This is a genomic window from Nocardiopsis camelliae, from assembly GCF_028993595.1.
Classification (GTDB): domain Bacteria; phylum Actinomycetota; class Actinomycetes; order Streptosporangiales; family Streptosporangiaceae; genus Nocardiopsis; species Nocardiopsis dassonvillei.
Genome location: NZ_CP118614.1, coordinates 1886062 through 1909994, shown reverse-complemented (window position 1 = coordinate 1909994; position 23933 = coordinate 1886062). Strand labels below are relative to the sequence as shown.

The window sequence follows — 23933 nt, the reverse complement described above, 5'->3', positions numbered from 1 at the left end:
GGCGTGTCGCCGCGAGCCCGCGCCCCGCCTGTTCAGGGGGTCTCGGCCGCGGCCCCGGGCCGGGCGGCCAGACCGCTGCGGACGAAGGCCTCCGGTGCCAGGAAGGAGGCCCAGAAGGTGATCGCGCCGTAGGCGACGAAGGACACGGCGGCGTCGGCGAGCCCGCTCAGGTGGCCGAAGACCACGCTCACGAACACCTGCACCAGCACGATCACCGAGACGCCCAGCACGAAACGGGCGGCCCGGGAGGCCAGGGTGCCCGCGGCGCTGTACCAGCCGCGACGGGCGAGCAGGGTGAAGCCCACGAGCCCGCCCAGCAGGGTTCCGGCCACGGTGTACAGACCGGTGAGGGTCTCGCCGGCCGGGTCGGCGGGGACGGCGCCGATCCACTCCTGGGGGACCGTCCAGTCGCCGCGCACCAGCAGCTGCCACACGGTGGCCGCCAGGCAGGGCAGCAGGGCGACGGCCAGGGCGCAGCCCACCCAGCGGGCGGTGCTCAGCCCCAGCCACCAGGCGGTGACGCGCTCCTCCCAGCGCAGGACCGCCCACAGCAGGATGGCGCCCAGCACCAGCCCGGCCACGACGTCGCTGACGAAGTGCGCGCCCAGGTAGATCCGCGAGAGCGAGACGAGCGCGATGACCGCGACCGCCGCCCACAGCACGGCGCGGCGGCCGGACCTGATGCCGAGGTAGCCCCAGGTGACGGTGGCGCCCTGGGTGTGCCCGGAGGGGATCCCGAAGCTGTCCGAACTCGTGTGGGCCGTGACGCGTGCGTCGAACCAGGGCGGCCGTGCCCCGTAGAGCAGGGACTTGAACAGCTGGTTGACCACACCGGAGCAGGCCACCACGACGAACAGGCGCGCCCCCAGGCCGGGGTTGACGCACCAGAAGACGAGGGTGAGGGCGAGGATGACGAGCGTGTGGGAGCCCAGGTGGGTGACCAGGCCCAGCGGGTGGGCGAGCCAGTCCCCCAGGCCCTGGAGCCAGAGGATGGGGACGGTCTCCGCCTCCCACAGCGCGTCCATGGCCAGGTGCTCGGCGGTCCAAGCGTTCAACGCGTACTCCCAGGGGTCCGCGCCTGGCAACGCGCTCACGCCGCGCCGCTCCCCCACGCGCGCGAAGGCGGAGGGGGAGACGGAGCCGCGACCAAGCGAGATTCACGACTACGAGTCGCACAGCTTAGGGGGAGGCGCCGGGCGGGGCCAGCGAAGGGCGGAACCGTGTCGCGATCGTTGCGCAGACGGACGTTCGGTTGCGGGGGTCGGGGCTTCGGGGTCAGGCCCCGGCGGCGGCCCCGGCGGCGAGGGCGCGCAGGGACTCCACGGCCTTGGCCGGGTCCTGGGCCCCGTAGACGGCCGAACCGGCGACGAAGACGTCGGCTCCGGCCTCGGCGGCCCGCTCGATGGTCTCGTCGCTGACGCCGCCGTCGACCTGGAGCCAGACGGAGGCCTCGCGGCTGTCGAGGATCTCGCGGGCGCGGCGGATCTTGGGCAGGACCACGTCGAGGAACTTCTGTCCGCCGAAGCCGGGTTCGACGGTCATGAGCAGGAGCATGTCCATCTCGCCGACGAGGTCGGCGTAGGGCTCGACGGGCTCGGCGGGGTTGAGGGCCAGGCCCGCGCGGGCGCCGAGGCGGCGGATCTCGCGCAGTGTGCGCACGGGGGCCCCGGCGGCCTTGGCGTGGATGGTGACGCTGCCCGCGCCCGCTTCGGCGTAGGCGGGGGCCCAGCGGTCGGGCTCCTCGATCATCAGGTGGCAGTCCAGGGGGGTGTCGGTCGCCTTGAGCAGGGACTCCACGATGGGCAGGCCGAGCGTCAGGTTCGGGACGAAGTGGTTGTCCATCACGTCGACGTGGAGCCAGTCGGCGGACGGGGACACGGCGGCCGCTTCGTCGGCGAGGTGCGCGAAGTCGGCGCTCAGGATGCTGGGTGAGATCTGGATGGCCACGCGTGCAGTGTAGCCACGGAGGTCGGGGGCGTGTGGTCCGGGTGCGGGGCCCGGAACTGCGGGAACGTGTGGAAATTTTTCCTCTCCTCCCACTGTCGGGGGTGTTTTCATGACGGATCTTTACCTCGTAGATCACAAATCGCCCTTTTCGGACATGAGGAGTGGCCGAGAGGAGTGGGGGGAGGGTGTCCGCGCGCACCGGGCACGGCCCCCGGGGAGGTGGGGCCCGTGCCGGGTGCCGCGGCGGGCGCCCGCGCGCAGGAGCGGCCGGGAGGACGGAAGGTCCATGAACGAGGACACCGCGGCGGGGCTGGGCGTGGTCTGCGAGCACGCCCGCGACATCCGGGACCGGCTGGAACCGGTGCCCGGCGGTCCCGCTCTGGTCGACGCGGTGCTCGGGGCCGCGCGAGGCGGCGGGGACGCGTCGGCGGAGCTGGCCGGGCTCCAGGAGGCCCTGGTCGCCCTCGACGGGCGCGGACTGGCCGCCCACACCGACGGAGTGCACCTGGTGGGTTCGGGGGGCGCGGCGGTGGCCGGGACAGGCCTGCCCCGCCCCGCCTCCGCCCTGTACGGGTGCCCCCAGGGCGGGTGCGCGCGCACGTGGGAGCCCACACCGGCCGAGGACGTGCCGGTCTGCCTGGTCAGCGGCGCCTCCCTGCGTCCGCCGCGGGGGCGGTAGGCGGTGGGCGACCTGTGGGCGGAACTGGGCCGAAGGCTCACCGAAAGGTGGGTCAGCACCCTCGCGCTGCCCGGTGCCCTCTACCTGGCGGTCGCGACCGCCGCCTACGCCCTGGGCTGGTCCGGGGCGTGGGACGTGGGGCACCTGGCCGAGCGGGTCACCGGATGGGCCGCGGACCCGCGTGTGGACACCTTCGGCGGTCAGGCCCTGGTGCTGGCCGCCGTGGTGGCCGGGAGCACCGCCGTGGGCCTGGTCGCCCGGGGGCTGGGCTGGCTGGTCGAGCGCCTGTGGACGGCCGCGGACTGGGAGCGGTGGCCACCGCCGCTGCGCGGCTGGACCGGGCGGTGGGTGCGCTCGCGGCGCGCGCGCTGGGACCGGCTGCGCGGGGAGGTCGAGCGGGCGCGCGGTGGGGGCGGGGAAGCGGAGCGGAGCGAGGAGGCTGGACGGGCGCGGAAAGGGAGCGGTGAAGTCCGGCAAGCGCGGGGCAGCGGCGGGGAGGAGGCGTTCGCGAAGGCCTACGACCGCCTGGCGGGGATCTCCCCCGAACGGCCGGAACGCCCCACCTGGTGCGGTGACCGGATCGCGGCCGTGCGCACGCGGCTGGCCCGCGACCACCGCGCGGACCTGGCCGTGCTGTGGCCGCACCTGTGGCTGGTCCTGCCGGAGGAGGAGCGCGCGGAGGTCACCGCGGCCCGCGAGGACCTGGCCCTCGCCACCGGGCTGACGGCGTGGGCGCTGCTGTACCTGCCGCTGACCGTGTGGTGGTGGCCCGCCGCGCTCGTCGCGGCGGCCGTGGCGGGGATCGCGTGGGTGCGGGCCCGGTCCGCAGTCGGGAACTACGCCACGCTGGTGGAGGCCGTCGTGCGCCTGCACGCGGTGGAGCTGGCCGACCGGGTGGGGGTCGCGCACGAGGGGGTGTTCAGCGGGGAGCTGGGCGAGCGGCTGACCCTGCGCCTGCGCGCGAGCATGCCACCGGGGCCCGTGCCCGCGCCTTCGGTGTCCGCGCCCGTGCCGCCGGTGGCCGCACCTCCGGTGGCCGCGTCGCCAACTCCGGAGCCCCCGGTAACCGCGTCGCAGCCTCCGGCGCCGGTGCCCCCGGTAGCCGGGGCCCAGCCTCCAACGGCCGAGTCCCGGTCTCCGGTACCCGAGCCCGTGCCGCCGTCGGCAGCGGGCACCGCCGACTCCGAGCGGGAGGGCGAAGGGCCACGGAGATAGCGGACAGTGCCGCCCACGAACCCGAGGACGAAGGACGCCGTCGGTGGCGAACGCCTCGGTCGACGGCGGACACCGCCGAACCCGGGGCCGGGGAACGAAGGGCGCCCCGCCGCCTCGGACGGGTTGTCCACAGGGCCCCGCGGAAGGGCGCGCAGAGCCCTACTCTGGTATCGGGGGCGCCGCGGGCGTCCGTCGGCGCGGTGACATGCCCCCGTGTCCCAGTGTGACCGGCCGCCCCGCTCCCGCCCACCCCGGATCTCCACCTGTGGACGGCCCGGGGACTCCCCCGGCCCGGGCCGGTGAGGCGACCACCGCGCGGGCGGCCCCCGCGGCTTCAGGACCGCTCGGACCCAGAACTGCTCGGACCCAGAACCACTCGGCTCTAGGACTGCTCGGACCTGCGCAGCAGCGCCAGGAACATCGCGTCGGTCCCGTGCACGTGCGGCCAGAACTGGACGTACCTTCCCTCCGGACCGGCCGCGAGGTCGGGCACCCCGTCCAGGTAGTCGGCGGCGCGCAGCAGCGTGAGGTCGTCGCGCTCGTCGAGTACCCGGCGGACGATCCCGTCGGTCTCGTCCAGGTGCGGCGAGCAGGTGACGTAGGCGACCACTCCGCCGGGGCGCACCGCCTCGACCGCGCTCGTCAGCAGGTCGTGCTGGAGCGGCGCCAGCTCGGCGGCCGAGCCCTCGGTGCGCCGCCAGCGCGACTCCGGGCGTCGGCGCAGCGCGCCCAGGCCCGTGCACGGCGCGTCCACCAGCACCCGGTCGAAGGCCCCCGGCCGCCAGGCGGGCCTGGTTCCGTCGGCGACCACGACCCGGCCGGCGTCGCGCGGGGAGCGGCGCACCGCGCCCGCGACCAGTCCGGCCCGCGCGGGCTGCACCTCGGCGGCCAGCAGGCGGGCGTCGCGCTGCCCGGCCAAGGAGGCCAGCAGACCGGCCTTGCCGCCCGGTCCCGCGCACATGTCGAGCCAGCGCGCGTCGTTCCCGTGGGTGTCCACCCTGGTCAGGGCGAGGGCGACCAGCTGGCTGGCCTCGTCCTGCACCGCGGCCCGGTTCTGGTGCACCTCACGGATCGCCGCCGGGTCGCCCTCGGGCAGGTAGGCGGCGAACGGCGAGTAGCGGGCCTCCTCGGCACCGGCGGCCACCAGGTCGGCGACGGTGGCGCGGCCCGGCTTGGCCACGAGGGTCACGCGGGGGCGCTCGTTGTGCGCGGCGAGCAGGCGCTCGGTCTCGACCAGCCCGTTGGCGGACCGCTCCCCCAGCGCCCGGGCCAGCTCCTTGACCATCCAGCGCGGGTGGCTGTGCACGACCGACAGGTACCCGCTGGGGTCGGTGGCGCGGTCGGGGGCGACCACGGCCGTCCACGCGTCCAGGTCGCGGGCGGAGACCCTGCGCAGGACGGCGTTGACGAACCGGCCGCGGTGGTGGCCCACGACCCTGCGGGCCAGGTCCACGGTGGCGCTGACCGCGGCGTGCGGCGGGATCTTGGTGGACAGCAGCTGGTGGGCGCCCAGGCGCAGCAGCGGCAGCGCCTCGGTGTCCACGGAGGCGAGCGTGCGGTCCACGCAGGCCTCCAGGATCGCGTCGTAGGTGCCCTGGAGGCGCAGGGTCCCGTAGGTCAGCTCGGTGGCCAGGGCCGCGTCGCGGCCGCTGATGCCGCGTTCGCTGAGCAGGGCGGGCAGCAGCAGGTTGGCGTAGGCGTCGCGCTGGCCCACCGCGCGCAGCACGTCGTAGGCGACGCGGCGTGCGGGGTCGCGGGGCCGGGACTGTCCGTCCCCGCTCCGGCCGCCGCCCTGCGCGGGCTTCCCGCCGCGGCGGGGACGGCGGTACGGGGATCGGGACTGCTCGCTCAACGTGTGCTGCCTCAACAAACCGGGGACGGGACCGGCGGGTTCACCCGCCAGGTCGAGACTACGGCAGCTCAGCGCCCCAGGCGGTCCCCGTCGCCGGGGCGCACGCCGCGCGCCCAGTCGACCGCGGCCATGGCGCGCTTGCCCTGCGGCTGCACCTCGCCCAGGACGACCGGGTGGGTGGCGGTCCCGACCAGGACCCGCTTCTTGTCGGCGTGCAGCTGGCCGGGATCGAGCGCGGGTGTGTCGGCGTCGGTGAGGGGGGTGACCGGCCCCACCTTGAGGCGGCCGCCGCGGAAGGTGGTCCAGGCGCCCGGGGCGGGGGTGCAGGCGCGGGCCGTACGGTCCACGCGCAGGGCGGGGGCGGTGAAGTCGAGTTCGGCGTCCTCGGGGGTGAGCTTGGACGCGTAGGAGATTCCGTCGGCGGGCTGCTCGACCGGGCTGAGCCGGTCGGCGGCGATGCCGTCGACCGTGCGGACGAGGAGTTCGGCGCCGGAGACGGAGAGCCGGTCGAGGAGTTCACCGCTGGTGTCGGTGGGGCGCACGGTCTCGGTGAGGGTGCCGTAGACGGGACCGGCGTCGAGTTCCTTGACGATCCGGAAGGTGGACGCGCCGGTGATGTCGTCGCCGTGCAGGACCGCGTGCTGGACAGGGGCGGCGCCGCGCCATGCGGGGAGCAGGGAGAAGTGCAGGTTGACCCAGCCGTGGCGGGGGATGTTGAGCGCGGACTGGGGCAGCAGGGCGCCGTAGGCGACCACGGGGCAGCAGTCGGGGGCGATCCGCGCCAGCCGCTCCAGGAACTCGGGGTCGCCCGCCTTGGCGGGCTTGAGGACCTCGATGCCCTCGCTCTCGGCGAGTTCGCCGACCGGGCTGGCGGAGACCTTCCGGCCGCGCCCGGAGCGGGCGTCGGGACGGGTGACCACGGCGGCGACCTCGTGGCCGGAGTCGATCAGTGCGCGCAGGGACGGTACCGCCACCTGCGGTGTTCCGGCAAAGACAAGCTTCAACGTGGGTTCCCCTCCACCGAGGTCTGTCGGTTCCCCAGTTCTACCAGTGGCGCAGGGCCGCGCCGCCCGGTGCGCGGGGCGGTGTCGCACGGTTCTGGTAGACAGAGGAGGATGACAGCGCAGCCCGGTCAGCCCGACGGGGTCCTCTTCGACCTTCCGGAACAGGAGAAGGCCACGGCTCGGGCGGCAAGCAGGTCCCGCCGCCCGGCCCCACGCGGGCCCGCCGAGCGGCTGCCCGTCGCGCGCGTGGTCGTGGACACCCCGCTGCCCCACCTGGACCGGTACTTCGACTACCGGGTGCCCGCCGACATGGACGAGGCGGCGGTGCCCGGCTGCCGGGTGAAGGTGCGGTTCAACAACCGCCAGCTGGGCGGCTTCCTGGCCGAGCGGGTGGAGACCTCGGAGTTCTCGGGGCGGCTGGCGTACCTGGAGGCGGTGGTCTCCCCCGAACCCGTGCTCACCCCCGAGATCCTGGGGCTGGCCCGCGCGGTCGCCGACCGCTACGCGGGCACGCTGAGCGACGTGCTGCGCCTGGCGGTGCCGCCCCGCCACGCCCGCGTGGAGAAGGAGGCGGCCAAGGCCGCGGAGGCAGCGGAGGCGGACGCGCCTGCGGAGGCGATCGGGACGAACCCGGGCGACGCCCCCTCCGGGGCGGTCCCGCACAACACCCAGTCCGGGGCGGACCCCGGCACCGCACCGAACGCCGCCGACGCCCCACGGGTGTCCGCAACCGTGACGGACGCGCCCTCCGGTACGGAAGCGGCACAGGATGCCGCCGGGGCGGACCCCGACCCCGGCCCCTGGGCGGACTACCCCGAGGGCCCCTCGTTCCTGCGCGCGCTGCGCACGGGCCAGCCCGCCCGCGCGGTGTGGAACGCCCTGCCCGGCGCCGGGTGGGCGGACGCGGTGGCGGTCGCCGCCGCCCAGACCCTGGCCGCCGGGCGCGGCACCGTGATCGTGGTGCCCGACGGCCGCGACGTGCAGGCCGTCGACCACGCCCTGGAACAGCGCCTGGGCGGGAGCCGGTACGCGGCGCTCACCGCCGACCTCGGACCGGCCGAGCGCTACCGGCGCTGGCTGTCGGTGCTGCGCGGCGGGGTCCGGGTCGTGGTCGGCACGCGCGCGGCGGTGTTCGCGCCGGTGCGCGACCTGGGACTGGTGGTGCTGTGGGACGACGGCGACGACGTGCACGCCGACCCGCACGCCCCCTACCCGCACGCGCGCACGGTGCTGTCGATGCGGGCGCACCGCGCCGGGGCCGGTGCCCTGATCGGCGGGCACACGCGCACCACCGACGCCCAACTGCTGGTGGAGTCGGGGTGGGCGCACCCGCTGACCGCCGACCGGGCGACCCTGCGCCGCCGCGCGCCCGTGGTCCGGGCGGCCGGGGACGACCGGGAGCTGGCCCGCGACGAGGCGGCGCGGTCGGCGCGGATGCCGAGCGTGGCCCTGCGCGCGGCCCGCGAGGCCGCGCGGACCGGTCCGGTGCTCTTCCAGGTTCCGCGCCGGGGCTACCTGAACACGCTGGCCTGCGCCGGGTGCCGCGAGCCCGCGCGCTGCGACTCCTGCCGGGGACCTCTGGCCGTGCGCGGTTCGCACGCCATGCCCTCGTGCGGCTGGTGCGGCCGGGTCGCCGGGCAGTGGGCGTGCCCGGAGTGCGGTGTCACCCGCATGCGCGCCGTGGTGGTGGGCGCCCGCCGCACCGCCGAGGAGCTGGGCAGGGCGTTCCCCTCGCTGACCGTGCGCACCTCGGGCCGCGAGGAGGTGCTGTCGCGGGTGGCGGACGCGCCGTCGCTGGTGGTGGCCACCCCGGGGGCCGAACCGGTGGCCGACAACGGCTACGCGGCGGCGGTCCTGCTGGACGGCTGGGCGCTGCTGAACCGGATGGACCTGCGCGCCTCGGAGGAGGCCCTGCGTCGTTGGCTGAACGCGGGCGCCCTGGTGCGGCCGGGCGGCACGGTGGTGGTGTCGGCCGACGCCTCGCTGCCGGTGGTGCAGTCGTTCGTGCGGTGGGACCCGACGGGCTTCGCCGAGCGCGAGCTGGCCGAGCGCCGCGAGCTGGGATTCCCCCCCGCGGTGGCGATGGCCTCGGTCACCGGCGCTCCCGAGCACGTGCGCGAACTGCTCGACCAGATCGAACTGCCCGAGGGCGCCGAACTCCTGGGGCCGGTGCCGGTGGGCGCGGACCGGGCGGTCGGCCCGGACGGCGCCCAGCCCACCGAGCGGGCGCTGCTGCGGGTGCCCCGGGCCGGGGTGGGCGCGCTGTCCCGGTCGCTCAAGGTGGCGGCCTCGGCGCGCAGCGCGCGCCGCGACGAGCACCTGGCGCAGGTGCGGATGGACCCGCTGCACGTGGTCTAGGCGGTGTCCGGGGAGGCCCCGGGACCGTCCGTCCGGAAGTGTCACCGGTGTGACGCGAGGTGCCCGGACCCGTGGTGGTTCCGGAGGAGTCACCCGGCACCGCGGTCAGGGCTGCTCCCGTCGCACCCCTCCCCGACACCACCGTGGTACACCGGTGGATCCTGTACTCACAGCGGGTCCGGGTGCTCGGACCTCGCCGTGAGTACGAGGCCGCGGCGTGTGGGACGGCTCAGCGGCCGTACCGCGCGCGGTACAGGTCGCGCAGCGCGGCCACCTCCGCCGCGTGGTGGATGACCTCCCGGTTGACGTGGAGCACGAGGGCGACCATCGGGAAGTCCTCCCACTGGGGCGCCTCGGCGCCGCCCACCGGCGCGGCCAGGCCGTTCTCGTCCAGCTCCTGGACGTGCGCGGTCCAGGCGATGTAGGCGTGGCGCAGCCGCTGCCGGGCCTCGGCGGCGGTCGCGGGCCAGTCGGCGTTCTCCCGCGTGGCGGTGCGGTCGCCGAAGTGCCAGTTGACGCGGGTCTCCAGGATCTCGACGACGATGTGCCCGAGCCGCCAGGCGATGGTGGTCACCGGCGGCGGTTCGGGTTCGGGGACGGCCGTGTCGGGCCGGTGGCGCCCGTCCGGTCCCTCGCGCACGGCCCAGGCCCCGGGCACCGGAGCCCAGTGGAACTCCTCGTCGGTGAGCCCCTCCAGGCGGGGCCACAGGGAGAAGTCCCAGTAGAACCGCAGCTGGGCCAGGACCTCTCCGGTCCAGTTCACCGCCACCCGCGAGCGCCTCCCCGGCGCCCGGGCGCGCGGCCCAGCCCCGCCAGGACGCCGGTGCCCGGGTCGGACACGTCCTCGTCCGGGTAGGGCCACCACCGCAGGTCGGCCACGCCCGGCTCGACGGGCTGGAAGGGCTCGAAGGCGCGCTCCACCGCGGCGCGGGGCGCCGGGGAGGTGAGGGCGAGGTAGCCGCCCCCGCGCATGAGGGCGTGCAGGGCGTCGATCCGGGCGGGCGGGTCGTCCGCGGTGAAGGGGCGGGTCATCAGAACGGCGACGGGCTCGTCGAAGTCGACGAGCCCGGAGGTGCCGAGGCGGCGCAGGAGCGTGTCCGTGCCGGAGCCGTCGCCGGAGAGCACGGAGGCCCCGGCGGTGGAGAGCATGCCCGCCGCGCCGTGCGGGGCGACGTGGACGACGGAGGCGTCGGGGGCGGCGGCGTGCACGCGCTCGGCGGTTCCGGGTACCGGGCACCCCCAGTCGACGAACTGGCGCACGCCCGCGTCGACGGACAGGTAGTCGACCACGCGCCCCAGGAAGGCCTGGTGCAGGCGGGTGTGCTCGGCGTGCCGGGGGTCGGGGCGCCCGCCCGCGCGGGAGCCGAGGTCGACCACACCGGGCCGCTGGCCGGGGACGGGCACGGACCCGCGCCCTCGGAACACGGCCGTGAGCCGACCCGTCTTGGGCCCTCGGACGTTGGTCACGTTCACGCTCCCCCAGCCGGTTCGCTCGCGGGAGGCAGACGCTCGGCGGGGCGGGCCGGTCGGGCCCGGACAGCGTCGCGCCATGCCGTCAGGGCCCGATGGTACCCCCTGCGAAAGTGATCCTCGGCACACACATGGGTGTTATGTGCCCTATTTCGCCCTTTGAGAACTCCTGGGGCGCAAGTGTTTCTGGTAGACGGACTCGGCCCCGCGGACGGGGAGCGTGCGTCACGCCCCGCTCCCCCGCGATTTCGGCAGGTGACCGCCCCGTGTTCCCGGGAGAGCCCCACGACACGGCCGGGCCATCCCGGGAAGCGCTTCTCCTCGCTTTCCGGAAAACGCTCCCGGTCGGGGAGGGGATCCCCCGTGCCCCGGCCGCCGGTCCCGAGGCGCCGGCCCTCGACGGGAGGGCGACCGCCCTTCCGTCACGAAGACCGCTCCCGGGCGGAGGAGGCCGCCCGACGGAAGGCCGCTCCGCCCTCCTGGCCAACCAGGGCGCCCCGGGCGTCCAGGACGCCCCGACGGAAGGCCGCTCCCCTGCGGGGAAGACCGTCAGGCCCCGGCGCGTCATCGGTCCGCGCCCAGACGCGGCCAGCGTGAAGGTCCTGGCGCGGGTCAGGCCCCGACGCGTCACCGGTCCGCGGTCAGCCTCCGCGCGGGCAGCTCCGCGCACAGCCAGGACACCGCCGCGACCACCAGCACGGTCGCGGGCAGCAGCCAGAGCGGGCCGCCGGGCCACGGGCGGCCCAGGAGCCCCATCCCCGCGAAGGCGAGCGGAACCGCCGAGACCAGTACACCGGCGACGACCGCGCCGACCGCGACCAGGGCGGCCTCCCTGCGCAGCAGCGACCTGATCTGCGCGGGGGTCATGCCCACGGCGTGCAGCGCGTCCGTCTCCGCGCGGCGGCGCAGGGTCTGGGCGGACAGGCGGTTGGCCACCGAGAGCAGAACGTACCCCGCCAGGCAGAGCAGCACCACGAGGTTGAGCACCGTGTTCGCCGTGAGCCCGGTCCCGGCCGCGTCCGGGGCGGTGTCGGCGACCTCCACCCCCGGATGGGCCGAGGCCAGGGCGTCGAGGACCCCGCGGACCTCGGACTCCCGCCCGGGTTCGGCGAGCACCCGCAGCTCGGCGGGCAGGTCACCGGTCAGGTGCCCCCGGGCCAGGTCCCGCGAGACCAGGGCCCGGCCGAAGCCGAGTTCGCGCTCGTACAGCGCGACCACCTCGGCACTGACCTCGGCACCGTCCCCCATCCGGAACGTCACCCTCTGCCCCGGTTCCGCTCCGAGGGAGCGCGCGGTCCGCGCGCCCAGCGCGACGGTGTCGCCGGTCAGCGCACCCAGGTCGCCCTCGGTGACGCCCACGTCGACGACCTCCGGGGCGTCCGGCCCCAGGACCAGCGCGGGCGTCTCCTGGTGCACCACCCCCTCCTCGAACGGCAGCCCGGTGGTCCACACGAGGGTGGTCGGCGTGGCGGTGACGGCCGCGGCGACGGACGGGTCCTCCCGGACGGCCCCGGCCAGTCCCCGCGGAAGCCCGCCGAGCGCGGGCGCCGTCAGCGTGCTCGCGGCCAGCTCCCCGTCCTCGCGCTGCTCCGTCTGCGCGGCCAGCAGGGTGGTGTTGACGTAGCCCTGGCTGAGGGCGAAGGCCACCAGCATCGCCAGCGCGCTGACCGCGCCCGCCACCCGGTGGGAGTGGCCGTGCAGGTTGCGCACCGCCAGCCAGGTCAGGGCGGAGGAGCGCGCGGGCAGCCGGCGGCCGAGCGCCCCGCTCACCGCCCGCAGCAGGGCGGGGCCGACCAGGGCCAGCCCGACCACCGCGAGCAGGCCGGCCGAGGCCGGGGCGACCGCCGCCATCTCGCCGCCCAGCACCAGCGCCGGGACCGACGCCCCCACCGAGGCCAGGAGCAGCGCCGCCCCCGTCCGGGTCCGCGCCCGGCCGGGAACGCGGGGTTCGGCGACGGACTCGGCGAGCGCGTCGGTGGGCGGCGCGGACGCGGTCCGGCCGACCGCGGCCAGCGAGGCCAGCCACACGGCGAGCACCATCAGCACCGCCGTGGCCAGGGCGGGCAGCGGTCCGAAGACCGGAGGCAGACCCGGCGGCACCAGCCCCAGGGAGGCGAACCAGTCCAGCGCGACCCCGGCCAGCGGGTAGCCGCCGGCCACGCCCAAGGGCAGGACCGCCAGGGTGACGAGGAGGTTGGGGGCGGCGACCAGGCGGCGGACCTGCCGGGGCGTGGCTCCCACGGCCCGCAGGAGCGCCAGGTCGCGGCGCTGTGCGGCCACGGAGGCCGACAGCGCTCCGGCGACGGTCAGGCCGATGGTCATCACCAGGACACCGCTGAGCGAACCGGCCACCGCGACCAGGACACCGCGTGCGGCTCCGGCGGCCGGGGACTCGGCGTCGCCGATCCGGTCCCCGGTCCGCACGAGCGCGTCCTCTCCCGCCAGGGCCTCCTCCACCGCCCCGGTGAACCGCTCCGGCGGCACACCGGGCGCGGCGCGCAGGCCGATCAGGTCCACGGTGCCCTCGCGCGGGCCCTCCGTGCGCCCGGCCAGGTCGGCGGCGGTGTCGTCGGCGAACAGGACCACGGTGGCGCCGGTGTCCAGCACCCCGGAGAGCCGGTGGTCGCCGGTGCGCCCCGCGGCGGTGACCCGCACCCGGTCGCCGGCCCCGGCGCCGGCGGCCGAGGCCGTGGCGGCGTCCAGGACCACCTCGCCAGGCCCTCGCGGCGCCTCCCCCTCCAAGGGGGCGTCCTCCAACAGCGCGGCGGAGGACCACCCGTGGCCGGTGGTGCGGGGATCGGCTCCCGTGGCGATCCCTTCCCCGGTGTGCACGGCGGCCGGGAACCCGACGTCTCCGACGGCGGCGCCGACCTCGGGCAGGGCGGCCAGCCGGGCGGTGAGTCCCCCGGGCAGTCCGGCCCGCTCGGGCAGGGGCAGATCCAGGTCCTCGGCCTGCTCGACCGTCTGGGGTGCGGTGACCACGGCGTCCGCTCCCCGGAGGCGTTCGGCGGGGACCGACGAGCGCAGCCCGGTGTCGGCCAGCACGCCGCCGACGGTGACGAACGCCGATCCGCCCAGGACCGCGACGGCGACGGCGGCCAGCACTCCGGCACGGCCGCGCGCCAGCTTCAGCGCGAGGGGGCCGCGTCCGCCGACGGGATCCGGATCGCGTGCGGGCCCCGAGGCGGAGGGCGGGTTCGCGTCACAGGCGGTATCCGGGCAGGAGGCGGGGCCCGGTGCGGAGATCGGACCCGGCCCGGGGGGCGCCGTCATCGGTCGGCCTCCGCCCCGGCCGTCTCCAGGGAGGCCAGGCGTCCGGCCAGGTCGGCCGCGGAGGGGGCGTGCAGGACGTCGGCGAGGCGGCCGTCGGCCATGACCGCGGTGGCGTGCGCCCGGGCGGCGGCCTTGGGGTCGTGGGTCACCATGACGACGGTCTGGCCGAGTTCGTCCACGACCTCCCGCAGCAGGCCCAGGACGCTGTCGGCGGTCGCGCCGTCGAGCGCTCCGGTGGGCTCGTCCGCGAAGACGATGTCGGGCCGGGAGGCCAGGGCGCGCACGATCGCGATCCGCTGCTGCTGGCCGCCGGAGAGCTCCGTGGGCCGGTGGCGCAGCCGCCGCCCCACACCCGTCCGGTCGACGAGCGTACGCAGCCAGCCCTGGTCGGGGGTCCGTCCGGCCAGGCGCAGCGGCAGGGTGATGTTCTCCTCCGCGGTGAGCGTGGGCACCAGGTTGTAGGACTGGAACACGAAGCCGATCCGCTCGCGGCGGAACTCGGTGCGCCGGGGCTCGCGCAGGGAGCCGACGTCGGTGCCGCCCACCACCACCGAGCCCGATGTGGGGCGATCCATGCCGGACGCGCAGTTGAGCAGGGTGCTCTTGCCCGATCCGGACGGCCCCATGACGGCGAGGAAGGAGCCGCGGGGCACCCCCAGCGACACCCCGGCCAGGGCGGAGACGACGCCCTCGCCGTCGGAGTACACGCGGTGGACGTCGGTGAGCCGGACGGCCTCGCCTTCGGCGTCCGGACCGGCGGGAACCGGTGCGGTGGGGGCCGGTGCGGCGGCTGTCTCCTGCGCGCCCCTCACCGGTCGCCCCTGCGGAACAGGACGACCAGAGCGACGAGCGAGACCAGCGCCGCGAGTCCGAAGGCCGACCCGATCAGCTCGTGGCCGAGCAGGGACAGCGTGCCGTTGGCCGCGGCGGTCCCGGCGAGGACGATCCCGAGCAGGACCAGCAGGGCCCGGCGGGCGGGTGTGCGCCGAGGTCGGGAGGGCGCGGGGGACGGCTGCGGAACGGAGGACGAGGGGTCCTCCGCGATCGAGGCGTCGATGCGGTAGGGGTCGTCGGACACGGCTGCTCCCGGGGTTCGGTGGGTGGCTGGACACGGCCGGTGTACCGCCCGCCGTGTCGTCTCCGACGCTACGGAGGCGCGGCCCGCCGAAACATCCCGCTCACCCGCCGACCGCCGCTACAGCCAGCTGTAGTGGCGCCCGGCCGAACCCTTCCGGGCAGCCGCCGCAACCGCTCCCGGGACCGCCGTCAGAGCACCCGCGCGGGGTCGGACACCGGGGCGAGGCGGCCGTCGCAGTCGGCGTACTCCCAGCGCGGTCCGCGGGCCACGAGTTCGGCGACCGCGCCGACGAGGCGGTCCACGTGCTCGCGCGTGGTGCCCACTCCCAGGCTCGCCCGCACCGCCTGGCCGTGGCCCCGGGGCAGCAGGTGCCGGGTGAGCGGGTGGGCGCAGAACAGGCCGTCGCGCACCCCGATCCCGTACTCGGCGGACAGGGCCGCGGCCAGCAGGTCGGCGGGCAGGCCGTCCACGGTGAACGACACGATGCCCACCCGCGGGTGGTCCCCGCCCCACAGGGTCAGCTCGGTGACGCCGTCGACCGCCGTCAGCCCCTCGCGCAGCCGCTCCAGCAGCGCCGACTCGCGCACGTGCAGGAGTTCCTGGGCGGCGGGGGTGAGGGCGTCGCAGGCGGCGGCAAGCGCCACGGCGCCGAGCACGTTGGGGCTGCCCGCCTCATGCCGCGCGGGCAGGTCGTTCCACACCACGTCGTGCTCGTCGACCAGCCGCGTGGCCCCGCCGCCGGACAGGTAGGGCGTGGCCTCGCGCAGCCAGTCGGCGCGGCCGGCCAGAACCCCGGAGCCGAAGGGGGCGTAGAGCTTGTGGGCGGACAGGGCGACGTAGTCGGCGCCGGTCCCCTCCAGGCTGAAGGGCAGGTGCGGCACGTACTGGGCGGCGTCCACGACCACGCGGGCGCCCTCGGCGTGGGCCGCCTCCACCAGTTCCTCCACCGGCCAGATCTCGCCGGTGACGTTGGAGGCGGCGGTCACGCACAGCAGGCGCGGGCCCTCGGGGGCCCCGCGCAGCGCGGCGGCCGCGGCCTCCACCGCCTCCTCGGGGGAGGCGGGCAGCGGCAGGCGCACCACCCGCCCGGCGCGGGCGGCGGGGTGCTCCCAGGGCAGCAGGCTGGCGTGGTGCTCGGACTCGAACACGACCACAGTGCAGCCCTCGGGCACCGAGCGGGCCAGCAGGTTGAGGGCGTCGGTGGTGCCGCGCACGAACACCACGGCGTCGGCGGGTCGGGAGCGCGCGCCCACGAAGCGGGCGACGCTGCGGCGGGCGCGCTCGTAGGCGTCGGTGCTGACCTGGGAGTGGTGGCCCGCGCCGCGGTGCACGCTGGCGTAGTAGGGCAGCGCCGCGGACAGGGCCTCGGCCACCGGGGTCAGGCACGGGGCGCTGGCCGCGTAGTCGAAGTTGGCGTACTCGACGCGTCCGCCGGTGACCAGGGGGACGCCCTCGTCGGAGGTGACGACGGTGCACGCGGCGGCGTCGGCCGGGGGCTCGGCGGAACGGGCGGCGTGGACGGGAACGGCAGTGGTCATGGAAGCACCTCTCCTGTGGGTCGTGGGACCCGCGGAGATGTCACTCCGGTAACGCCTCAGGGGTCCGCGCTTGTCCGACACGGTCGTGTCGGGACCTGGTCCTCACCCGGGGCACCCCACCGCGGTAGGAGGGTTGCCGACCAGCTAGCCGGGGCTTGACGCTGGTACTCGTGACCTGCGAGGCACACTAACACAGCCTTCCGGCCCGCGGCAGGGGGAGGGGATGCGGCCCGGACCACCGGACCGCTTGACAGCGGCGCGCGCGGTGGGGACATACTTGTGCCTGCCTGCCCTCACGCCGCGGGTGTCCGGTTTCCCCCGGCCGCCCTCCAGGCGCGAGACTCCAGAGCGTCGGAGTTTTCGCGTGCCCGTGAGCGAGAGGTGTGCACCTTGTACGGCGACGACCGTATCCAGCAGGTCCTGCGCAATCCCAGGGTCGTCCTGGTGTCCGGCTACGCCCGCCTGCCCGACTCGGTGGCGAGCCACTCCCAGTACCAGCGGCTCGGCGTCGTGCTGGCCGTGGACACCGCCGACGGGCGCGTCGTCGCCGCGGACACCACCCTGCTCACCGAGCTGGCCAGGGACTTCTTCCGCGCCCTGGTCGAGGGGGAGTCGGTGACCGGGGACGTCGCCGAGATGGTGCGGCGGGTGCAGACCCGTTACGCGGGCCAGTCCGGCGCCGCGCTGACCACCGCCCTGCGCCGCTGCCTGGAGACCTACGGCCAGCTCAGGGAGGGCGACCAGTTGCCCGCGGACCCCGAGGCCGGGGAGGAGGAGCGGCCGTGAGCGACGACCTCTCCGCGAACGGGGGCCCCGCCGGAGCCCGGGCCGAAAGCGGCGCCGGGGCCGGAAACGGAACCGAGAGCGCGTCCGGGGCCGGGGCCGCGCCGCTGCCGCTGGCGGGCGTGCGCGTCGCCGACCTGTCCCGCGTACTGGCCGGCCCCTACGCCACCATGCTGCTCGCCGACATGGGCGCCGAGGTGGTCAAGGTGGAACAGCCCGGGCGCGGCGACGACACGCGCTCCTGGGGGCCGCCCTGGGCCGGGGAGGCCGGAGCGGCGGGGCACGGCGAGGCCGCCTACTTCCTGTCGGTGAACCGCAACAAGCGCAGCCTGGCCGTGGACCTGAAGGACCCCGGGGGCCTGGCCGCGGTCCGGGAGCTGTGCGCGGCCTCCGACGTGGTCGTCCAGAACTTCCGGCCCGGGGTCATCGACCGGCTCGGGCTCGGCTACGAGGCCGTCAGCGCCCGCAACCCGGCCGTCGTGTACTGCTCGGTGAGCGGGTTCGGGCCCGGGCACGAGCCCGCGACGCGTCCCGGCTTCGACATCGTGGTGCAGGCCGAGAGCGGGCTCATGGCCACCACCGGACCCGCGGAGGGACCGGCGAGCAAGGTGGGCGTGGCCCTGACCGACGTGCTCACCGGGCTCAACGCCGCCGTGGGAATCCTGGGCGCGCTCATACGGGCCCGCGTCACCGGGCGCGGCGAGAACATCAGCGCGTCGCTGATCAACTCCACCCTCTCCGGCCTGGTCAACCTCACCCAGCAGGCGCTGGTGACGGGGGCCGAACCCGCCCGGGTCGGCAACGCGCACACCACGATCGTGCCCTACCAGGCCTTTGCGACCGCGGACGCCGAGATCGTCGTCGCCGCCGGGAACGACGCCCTGTACCAGCGGCTGTGCGCGGCCCTGGACCGCCCCGACCTGGGCGCGGACCCGCGCTACGCCACCAACCCCGGCCGGGTGGCGCACCGGGGGGAACTGGTCGGCGCCCTGTCGGCGACCCTGCGCTCCCGACCCGCCGACCACTGGATGGAGCTGCTGGTGGGGGCCGGGGTGCCGGTGGGACGGGTGCGCGGGGTGCTCGACGCGCTGCGCACCGCCGACGCCAGCGGCGACGACGTCCTGCGCACCGTGGAGCACCCCACCGCCGGGCTGATCGAACAGGTCCGCGCCGGGTTCCGTCTGGAGGGCAGCCCGCCGCCGCTCACCGCGCCGCCGCTGCTGGGGCAGCACTCCCGGCAGATCCTGGCCGAACTCGGCGTGGACGGGGCCGACGTGGACGCGATGGTCGCGCGCGGCGCCGTCCAGCAGCCCGACCTGCCCTGAGAGCCGGGCGGGTCGCACCGGACCCGCCCGGCCGCACCGCCCGACCACGCCCCGGAACCGGTCAGGGCTGCGCACCCGGCCCCGAGGCGACCGCCCGTCCTTCCTCCGGGTCCCGCACCCGGGTCCGACAGACACCGTCCACATCCCGCACGGCCGCACCGGCCGTCGGCACCACGAAGGGACACACACCTTGAGCGACTCCCGCAAGCCCGCCGCCCCGGACCCGCACGACTTCCTGGCGGTGGACGCCGACCTGACCGACACCGAGCGCGACGTCCGCGACGCCGTGCGCGACTTCGCCTCGCGCGAGCTGGCGCCGAACGTGGCCGAGTGGTTCGAGGCGGGCACCCTGCCCGATCCGCGCGGGCTGGCCAGGGCCTTCGGCTCCCTCGGGGTGCTGGGCATGCACCTGGAGGGGTACGGCTGCGGCGGCTCCAGCGCGGTCGCCTACGGTCTGGCCTGCCGCGAGCTGGAGGCCGTGGACTCGGGCCTGCGCAGCTTCGTGTCGGTACAGGGCTCGCTGGCGATGGCGGCCGTCCACAAGTTCGGTTCCGAGGAGCAGAAGCAGGAGTGGCTGCCGCGCATGGCCGCCGGTGAGGCGATCGGCTGCTTCGGGCTGACCGAGCCCGACTCCGGCTCCGACCCCGGGTCGATGCGCACCCGCGCCCGCAGGGACGGGAGCGACTGGGTGCTCGACGGCACCAAGATGTGGATCACCAACGGCTCGGTCGCCGACGTGGCCGTGGTGTGGGCCGCCACCGACGAGGGCGTGCGCGGGTTCGTGGTGCCCGCCGACACGCCCGGGTTCTCGGCCAACGTCATCCACCGCAAGCTGTCGCTGCGCGCGTCGGTCACCTCCGAACTGGTGCTGGAGGGCGTGCGCCTGCCCGCCGACGCGGTGCTGCCGGGGTCGCGCGGCCTGGGGTCGCCGCTGTCGTGCCTGAACGAGGCCCGCTACGGCATCGTGTGGGGCGCGGCCGGCGCCGCGCGCGCCTGCTACGAGGCGGCCCTGGAGTACGCGCTGAGCCGCGAGCAGTTCGGCCGGCCGATCGCCGGGTTCCAGCTGACCCAGCGCAAGCTCGCCGACATGGTGGTGGACGTCAACCAGGCGGCCATGACCGCGCTGCGGATCGGGCGCCTGAAGGACGAGGGCCGGTGCCACCACAACCACGTGAGCTTCGGCAAGCTCTCGTGCGTGGCCGCCGCCCAGCGGGTGGCCGCGGCGGCGCGCTCGGTGCACGGCGCCAACGGCATCACCCTGGAGTACCCGGTGATGCGGCACATGGCGAACCTGGAGACGGTCGCCACCTACGAGGGCACCGAGGAGATCCACGCGCTCAGCATCGGCCAGTCGGTGACGGGGATCTCGGCCTTCCGCTGAACAGCGCCGCCTCCGCGGGCCCCGGATCGGGTCCGGGATCCGGGCCGGTCCGCGGGGACCGGAGGCGGGTCGCGCGCCTCCCCCGGTGCCGACGGGCGCGCGCAGCCGCCAGAATGGGGAGCAGCCGAGCGAGGGAGTTGCCGAGATGGGGAACGAGCCGACGAAGCGGTTCGAGATGACGGGGCTGCGGCGGACCGCCAACGCCGTCGTCAGCGGCTTCGTCAAGTACGGGGTGTGCCTGCCCGAGTTTCACCTGCTCACCACGCGTGGGCGCAAGTCGGGCTTCCTGCGCACCATCCCGCTCAGTGTGCTGGACAGCGACCGCGGCCGGTTCCTGGTCTCCCCCTACGGGGAGGTGGACTGGGTCCGCAACCTGCGTCGGGACGGCTTCGCGACGCTGCGCCAGGGCGGCTGGATCGAGCTGATCAGCGTGCGCGAACTGGGGGCCGGGGAGGCCGCCCCGCTGCTCAAGGAGTACCTGGACCACCCGCGTTCCGCCGTGGTGGGCCTGTACTTCGAGACGCCGCCGGACGCCCCCGAGGAGGCGTTCGCGGCCGAGGCCGACCGCCACCCGGTGTTCGAGATCGTGCGCTCGACCACGATCCGCATCTGACCGGCGCGCACGGGTCCCGGGCTCCCCGCGCGGGGAGCCCGGGACCCGGCCGTGTCAGTTGCGGACGCGGAAGACGTCGTAGACGCCGTCCACGCCCCGCACCGCGCGCAGCACGCTGCCCAGGTGGGCGGGGTCGGCCATCTCGAAGGTGAAGCGGCTCTGCGCCACGCGGTCGCGGCTGGTCTGGACGGTCGCGGACAGGATGTTGACGTGCTGGTCGCTCAGCACCCGCGTGATGTCCGACAGCAGCCGGGACCGGTCCAGGGCCTCCACGTGCAGCGCCACCAGGAACATCGAGTCCTCGGTGGGCGACCAGTCCACCTTGACCATGCGGTCGGTGTCCAGTGTCGCGGTGTTCACGCAGTCCCGGCGGTGCACCGACACCCCGTTGCCCCGGGTCACGAAGCCGACGATCTCGTCGCCCGGCACGGGGGTACAGCACTTGGACAGGCGCGCCCACACGTCGGCGTCGCCCTCCACGACCACGCCCGGGTTGCCGTGCTGGCGCTGGCGGGTGGCCGCCTTGGTGGGCAGCGCCGACTCGGCGATGTCCTCGGTGTGGCTCTCCAGGCCGCCCATGGAGTCGACGAGCTTGCCGACCACGTGCTGGGCGCTGACCTGGCGCTCCCCCACCGCCGCGTACAGAGAGTCCACGTCCGGGTAGCGCAGGTCGCTGGCCAGGCCGATGATCGCCTCACCGCTGAACAGGCGCTTGACCGGAAGCTCCTGCTTGCGCATGACCTTGGCGATCTCGTCCTTGCCCTGTTCGATCGCGGCCTCGCGGCGCTCCTTGGTGAACCAGTGCCGGATCTTGTTGCGGGCCCGGGCGCTCTTGACGAAGTTCAGCCAGTCCCGGCTGGGTCCGGCGTCGGGCGTCTTGGAGGTGAGGATCTCCACCGTCTCGCCGTTGTGCAGCTCGTTCTCCAGCGGCACCAGGCGGCCGTTGATGCGGGCGCCCACGGTGCGGTGGCCGACCTCGGTGTGCACGGCGTAGGCGAAGTCCACGGCGGTGGCGCCCTGGGGCAGCGAGATGACGTCGCCGCCCGGGGTGAAGACGAACACCTCCTGCACCGACAGGTCGAAGCGCAGCGACTCCAGGAACTCGCCCGGGTCCTTGGTCTCCTGCTGCCAGTCGATGAGCTGGCGCAGCCACTGCATGTCGGAGCTGCCCCGGGGCTTGCTCTCGCCCCCGCTGCCCCGGTCCTCCTTGTACTTCCAGTGCGCGGCGATGCCGTACTCGGCGCGCCGGTGCATCGCGCGCGTGCGGATCTGGAGCTCGACCGGGTTGCCCGAGGGCCCTATGACCGTCGTGTGCAGCGACTGGTACATGTTGAACTTGGGCATCGCGATGTAGTCCTTGAACCGGCCGGGCACCGGGTTCCACCGCGCGTGGATGGTCCCCAGGGCCGCGTAGCAGTCGCGGACGCTGTCCACCAGGACCCGCACGGCGATGAGGTCGTAGATCTCGTCGAAGCCGCAGTTGCGGGCGATCATCTTCTGGTAGATCGAGTAGTAGTGCTTGGGCCGCCCGCGCACGGTGGCCTTGAGCTTGGACTCGCGCAGATCGGCCGAGACCGCCTCGATGACCTCCTGGAGGTAGACGTCGCGGCGCGGGGCGCGCTCGGACACCAGGCGGGCGATCTCGTCGAAGCGCTTGGGGTAGAGGGTGGCGAAGGCCAGGTCCTCCAGCTCCCACTTGATGGTGTTCATGCCCAGCCGGTGGGCGAGGGGGGCGAAGATCTCCAGGGTCTCGCGGGCCTTCTTCTCCCGTTTGGCGCGGGAGGGCAGATAGCGCAGGGTGCGCATGTTGTGCAATCGGTCGCACAGCTTGATGACCAGCACGCGGATGTCGCGGGCCATGGCCACGACCATCTTGCGCACGGTCTCGGCCTGGGTGGCCTCGCCGTACTTGACCTTGTCGAGCTTGGTGACCCCGTCGACCAGCTCGGCGATCTCGTCGCCGAAGTCCGAGCGCAGATCGCCCAGGGAGTAGTCGGTGTCCTCGACGGTGTCGTGCAGGAGGGCGGCGGCCAGGGTGGCCTCCTGCATGCCCAGCTCGGCGAGGATCGTGGCGACGGCGAGCGGATGGGTGATGTAGGGGTCGCCGCTCTTGCGCTTCTGGTCGCGGTGGTGGTGGGCCGCGACCTCGTAGGCGCGCTCGACCAGCCGCACGTCCACCTTGGGATGGGTGGCCCGCACTGTCTTGATCAGTGGTTCGAGCACCGGGTTCATCGTCACTCCCCGCTGAGCGCCTAGTCGGGCGAGCCTTCTGCGTACTCGCACCGTGGAGGGCGTGGTGGAGGGGGACGGCTGCCGCGTGGCCCCCGCTCCGGAGACGTCGGAGGGCGCCGCTCCGTTCGCGGCGCCCTCCGGCCGGTCTCCCTGTGGACTTGTGGTGGCGCCCTGCGCGCCGGTGCCGTCCGCGTGCCCCTGGGGCGTGTTCGGCCGCGGTTCCTGGGAGGCGTCCCGCCGCGTCTCGTCCGTCGCTGCCGCCCCGGTCGAAACCACTTCGCTTGGCATGCCTACCTCCCGCGGATCCGTCCGGTCGCGCGGGCGCCGTCAGCGCCGCCCGGCTCCACCGGTGCACGTGCGTGTCATCAGGGCCAGTCGTGACGTGGCCGCCGCGGTACCTCTCCCACCAGTCTAGTGGGGCCGTTCCCGCCGGGAACGGCCTCGGCCTCCCCGCTCCCGCCGCGCCCGGCGGCGGGTGTGACACTGGCCACCGGGGGTTCACCCCCGGTGGTGGAGTACGTCAACGATGACGGGCCGTCGCGCATTCCCCGTGGGGAGGGGCGTCGGCCGCGGCGCGGGTCGGCCGGATCAGACCGTGAGGAGGGTGTGCAGCTCCACGTCGGGCACCCTGTCCCGTCCCAGGAGCGCGGAGAGCTCCATCAGGACGGAGAATCCCACGACCGTACCACCCGCCTTGCGGACCAGGTCCACCGCGGCCCTGCCGGTGCCGCCGGTGGCGAGGACGTCGTCCACGATCAGCACACGGCTGCCCGGGGAGACCGCGTCGGCGTGGATCTCGACGGTCGCGGTGCCGTACTCCAGATCATAGGCCTGACCGATGGTCCGCGAGGGCAGTTTCCCGGCTTTGCGCGCGGGGACGAAGCCCGAGCCCAGCGCCATGGCGACCGGGGCGCCGAAGATGAACCCGCGCGCCTCCAGTCCGACCACGTGGTCCACCCCCGCGGAGAGGAAGGGCGCGGCGAGGCCCTCCACGGCGGCCGCGAAGGCCTCCCGGTGGTTGAGCAGCGGCGTGATGTCCTTGAACAGGACGCCGGGCTGCGGGAAGTCGGGAATGTCGCGGATGTGCGCCCGGATGAGCTCCGGACCGGGGACGGGCGCCGCGGTGGCGGTGTCGTCGGGCATGTGGGATGGGCCTTCTGCTGGGTTCTCGTGCTGTCGGGGCCG

Annotated in this window: 19 protein-coding genes and 1 riboswitch; of the genes, 7 read left to right on the top strand and 12 right to left on the bottom strand. The window is 75.3% G+C overall.

Annotated features, from left to right (window positions below; genetic code table 11):
- Positions 1-32 precede the first annotated feature (32 nt).
- Together PV789_RS08450 and rpe are read right to left on the bottom strand one after the other, a co-directional pair.
- The gene (locus PV789_RS08450; RefSeq protein WP_274978089.1) at positions 33-1025 is read right to left on the bottom strand and encodes a phosphatase PAP2 family protein; all 993 of its coding nucleotides are present in this window, start codon (positions 1023-1025) and stop codon (positions 33-35) included.
- Positions 1026-1275: 250 nt separating this feature from the next.
- On the bottom strand, positions 1276-1947 hold the full coding sequence (gene rpe / locus PV789_RS08445; protein WP_274976891.1) for a ribulose-phosphate 3-epimerase: 672 nt from the start codon (positions 1945-1947) through the stop codon (positions 1276-1278).
- A 286-nt stretch (positions 1948-2233) separates the two neighbouring features.
- Here rpe and PV789_RS08440 point away from each other — a divergent pair, with 286 nt between their 5' ends.
- The gene (locus tag PV789_RS08440; protein ID WP_274976890.1) at positions 2234-2626 is read left to right on the top strand and encodes a hypothetical protein; all 393 of its coding nucleotides are present in this window, start codon (positions 2234-2236) and stop codon (positions 2624-2626) included.
- Between the two features lie 3 nt (positions 2627-2629).
- A complete protein-coding gene (locus PV789_RS08435; protein WP_274976889.1) occupies positions 2630-3841 on the top strand; it encodes a hypothetical protein in 1212 nt (403 codons plus the stop codon).
- 382 nt (positions 3842-4223) lie between these two features.
- Here PV789_RS08435 and PV789_RS08430 read toward each other — a convergent pair whose 3' ends face one another.
- Together PV789_RS08430 and fmt are read right to left on the bottom strand one after the other, a co-directional pair.
- Positions 4224-5693: an RsmB/NOP family class I SAM-dependent RNA methyltransferase gene (locus PV789_RS08430; RefSeq protein ID WP_274976888.1), complete on the bottom strand. Its 1470-nt coding sequence runs from the start codon at positions 5691-5693 to the stop codon at positions 4224-4226.
- A gap of 68 nt (positions 5694-5761) precedes the next feature.
- Positions 5762-6697, bottom strand: coding sequence for a methionyl-tRNA formyltransferase (gene fmt / locus PV789_RS08425; protein ID WP_274976887.1), 936 nt, complete (start codon positions 6695-6697; stop codon positions 5762-5764).
- Positions 6698-6808: 111 nt separating this feature from the next.
- Here fmt and PV789_RS08420 point away from each other — a divergent pair, with 111 nt between their 5' ends.
- A complete protein-coding gene (locus tag PV789_RS08420) occupies positions 6809-9055 on the top strand; it encodes a primosomal protein N' (protein ID WP_274976886.1) in 2247 nt (748 codons plus the stop codon).
- A gap of 229 nt (positions 9056-9284) precedes the next feature.
- Here the strand turns inward: PV789_RS08420 and PV789_RS08415 are convergent, their stop codons facing one another.
- From PV789_RS08415 to PV789_RS08390, 6 genes are all read right to left on the bottom strand, one after another.
- Positions 9285-9824 carry a DinB family protein gene (locus PV789_RS08415; protein WP_274976885.1) on the bottom strand — a complete coding sequence of 180 codons (540 nt, stop codon included), beginning with the start codon at positions 9822-9824 and terminating at the stop codon, positions 9285-9287.
- Positions 9815-10522, bottom strand: coding sequence for an SAM-dependent methyltransferase (locus tag PV789_RS08410; protein WP_274976884.1), 708 nt, complete (start codon positions 10520-10522; stop codon positions 9815-9817). Before PV789_RS08410 ends, PV789_RS08415 begins: the two co-directional genes overlap by 10 nt.
- 630 nt (positions 10523-11152) lie before the next feature.
- Positions 11153-13798 (bottom strand): FtsX-like permease family protein, encoded by a 2646-nt coding sequence (locus PV789_RS08405; RefSeq protein ID WP_274976883.1) that lies wholly within the window; start codon positions 13796-13798, stop codon positions 11153-11155.
- Complete coding sequence (locus PV789_RS08400; RefSeq protein WP_274976882.1) at positions 13795-14610, bottom strand: ABC transporter ATP-binding protein; 816 nt, start codon at positions 14608-14610, stop codon at positions 13795-13797. Before PV789_RS08400 ends, PV789_RS08405 begins: the two co-directional genes overlap by 4 nt.
- Positions 14607-14876, bottom strand: coding sequence for a hypothetical protein (locus PV789_RS08395; protein WP_274976881.1), 270 nt, complete (start codon positions 14874-14876; stop codon positions 14607-14609). The genes PV789_RS08400 and PV789_RS08395 overlap by 4 nt, the downstream gene beginning before the upstream one ends.
- Before the next feature lie 188 nt (positions 14877-15064).
- A complete protein-coding gene (locus PV789_RS08390) occupies positions 15065-16414 on the bottom strand; it encodes an aminotransferase class V-fold PLP-dependent enzyme (protein WP_274976880.1) in 1350 nt (449 codons plus the stop codon).
- Positions 16415-16475: 61 nt separating this feature from the next.
- A riboswitch (SAM riboswitch) is annotated at positions 16476-16590 on the bottom strand.
- A 214-nt stretch (positions 16591-16804) separates the two neighbouring features.
- On the opposite strand from PV789_RS08390, the gene PV789_RS08385 reads away from it, so the two are divergent.
- The 4 genes from PV789_RS08385 to PV789_RS08370 all read left to right on the top strand — a co-directional run bounded on the left by PV789_RS08385 (position 16805) and on the right by PV789_RS08370 (position 20516).
- Positions 16805-17200 (top strand): DUF3870 domain-containing protein, encoded by a 396-nt coding sequence (locus tag PV789_RS08385; RefSeq protein ID WP_274976879.1) that lies wholly within the window; start codon positions 16805-16807, stop codon positions 17198-17200.
- Positions 17197-18522, top strand: coding sequence for a CaiB/BaiF CoA transferase family protein (locus PV789_RS08380; RefSeq protein WP_274976878.1), 1326 nt, complete (start codon positions 17197-17199; stop codon positions 18520-18522). The genes PV789_RS08385 and PV789_RS08380 overlap by 4 nt, the downstream gene beginning before the upstream one ends.
- Positions 18523-18712: 190 nt before the next feature.
- On the top strand, positions 18713-19903 hold the full coding sequence (locus PV789_RS08375; RefSeq protein ID WP_274976877.1) for an acyl-CoA dehydrogenase family protein: 1191 nt from the start codon (positions 18713-18715) through the stop codon (positions 19901-19903).
- A gap of 145 nt (positions 19904-20048) precedes the next feature.
- Positions 20049-20516 carry a nitroreductase/quinone reductase family protein gene (locus PV789_RS08370; RefSeq protein ID WP_274976876.1) on the top strand — a complete coding sequence of 156 codons (468 nt, stop codon included), beginning with the start codon at positions 20049-20051 and terminating at the stop codon, positions 20514-20516.
- A 54-nt stretch (positions 20517-20570) separates the two neighbouring features.
- Here PV789_RS08370 and PV789_RS08365 read toward each other — a convergent pair whose 3' ends face one another.
- Both PV789_RS08365 and PV789_RS08360 read right to left on the bottom strand, forming a co-directional pair.
- Entirely contained in the window at positions 20571-22748 is a 2178-nt protein-coding gene (locus tag PV789_RS08365; protein WP_274976875.1) for a RelA/SpoT family protein, read from the bottom strand.
- 588 nt (positions 22749-23336) lie between these two features.
- A complete protein-coding gene (locus PV789_RS08360) occupies positions 23337-23891 on the bottom strand; it encodes an adenine phosphoribosyltransferase (protein ID WP_274976874.1) in 555 nt (184 codons plus the stop codon).
- Between the last annotated feature and the right edge of the window lie 42 nt (positions 23892-23933).

What these genes read in the sequence shown, in the direction of transcription:
- PV789_RS08450 (WP_274978089.1), bottom strand. Translation starts at nt 1,025, where the DNA reads ATGGACGCGCTGTGGGAGGCGGAGACCGTCCCCATCCTCTGGCTCCAG.
- PV789_RS08440 (WP_274976890.1), top strand. Translation starts at nt 2,234, where the DNA reads ATGAACGAGGACACCGCGGCGGGGCTGGGCGTGGTCTGCGAGCACGCC.
- PV789_RS08420 (WP_274976886.1), top strand. Translation starts at nt 6,809, where the DNA reads ATGACAGCGCAGCCCGGTCAGCCCGACGGGGTCCTCTTCGACCTTCCG.
- PV789_RS08405 (WP_274976883.1), bottom strand. Translation starts at nt 13,798, where the DNA reads ATGACGGCGCCCCCCGGGCCGGGTCCGATCTCCGCACCGGGCCCCGCC.
- PV789_RS08390 (WP_274976880.1), bottom strand. Translation starts at nt 16,414, where the DNA reads ATGACCACTGCCGTTCCCGTCCACGCCGCCCGTTCCGCCGAGCCCCCG.
- PV789_RS08370 (WP_274976876.1), top strand. Translation starts at nt 20,049, where the DNA reads ATGGGGAACGAGCCGACGAAGCGGTTCGAGATGACGGGGCTGCGGCGG.
- PV789_RS08365 (WP_274976875.1), bottom strand. Translation starts at nt 22,748, where the DNA reads ATGAACCCGGTGCTCGAACCACTGATCAAGACAGTGCGGGCCACCCAT.
- PV789_RS08360 (WP_274976874.1), bottom strand. Translation starts at nt 23,891, where the DNA reads ATGCCCGACGACACCGCCACCGCGGCGCCCGTCCCCGGTCCGGAGCTC.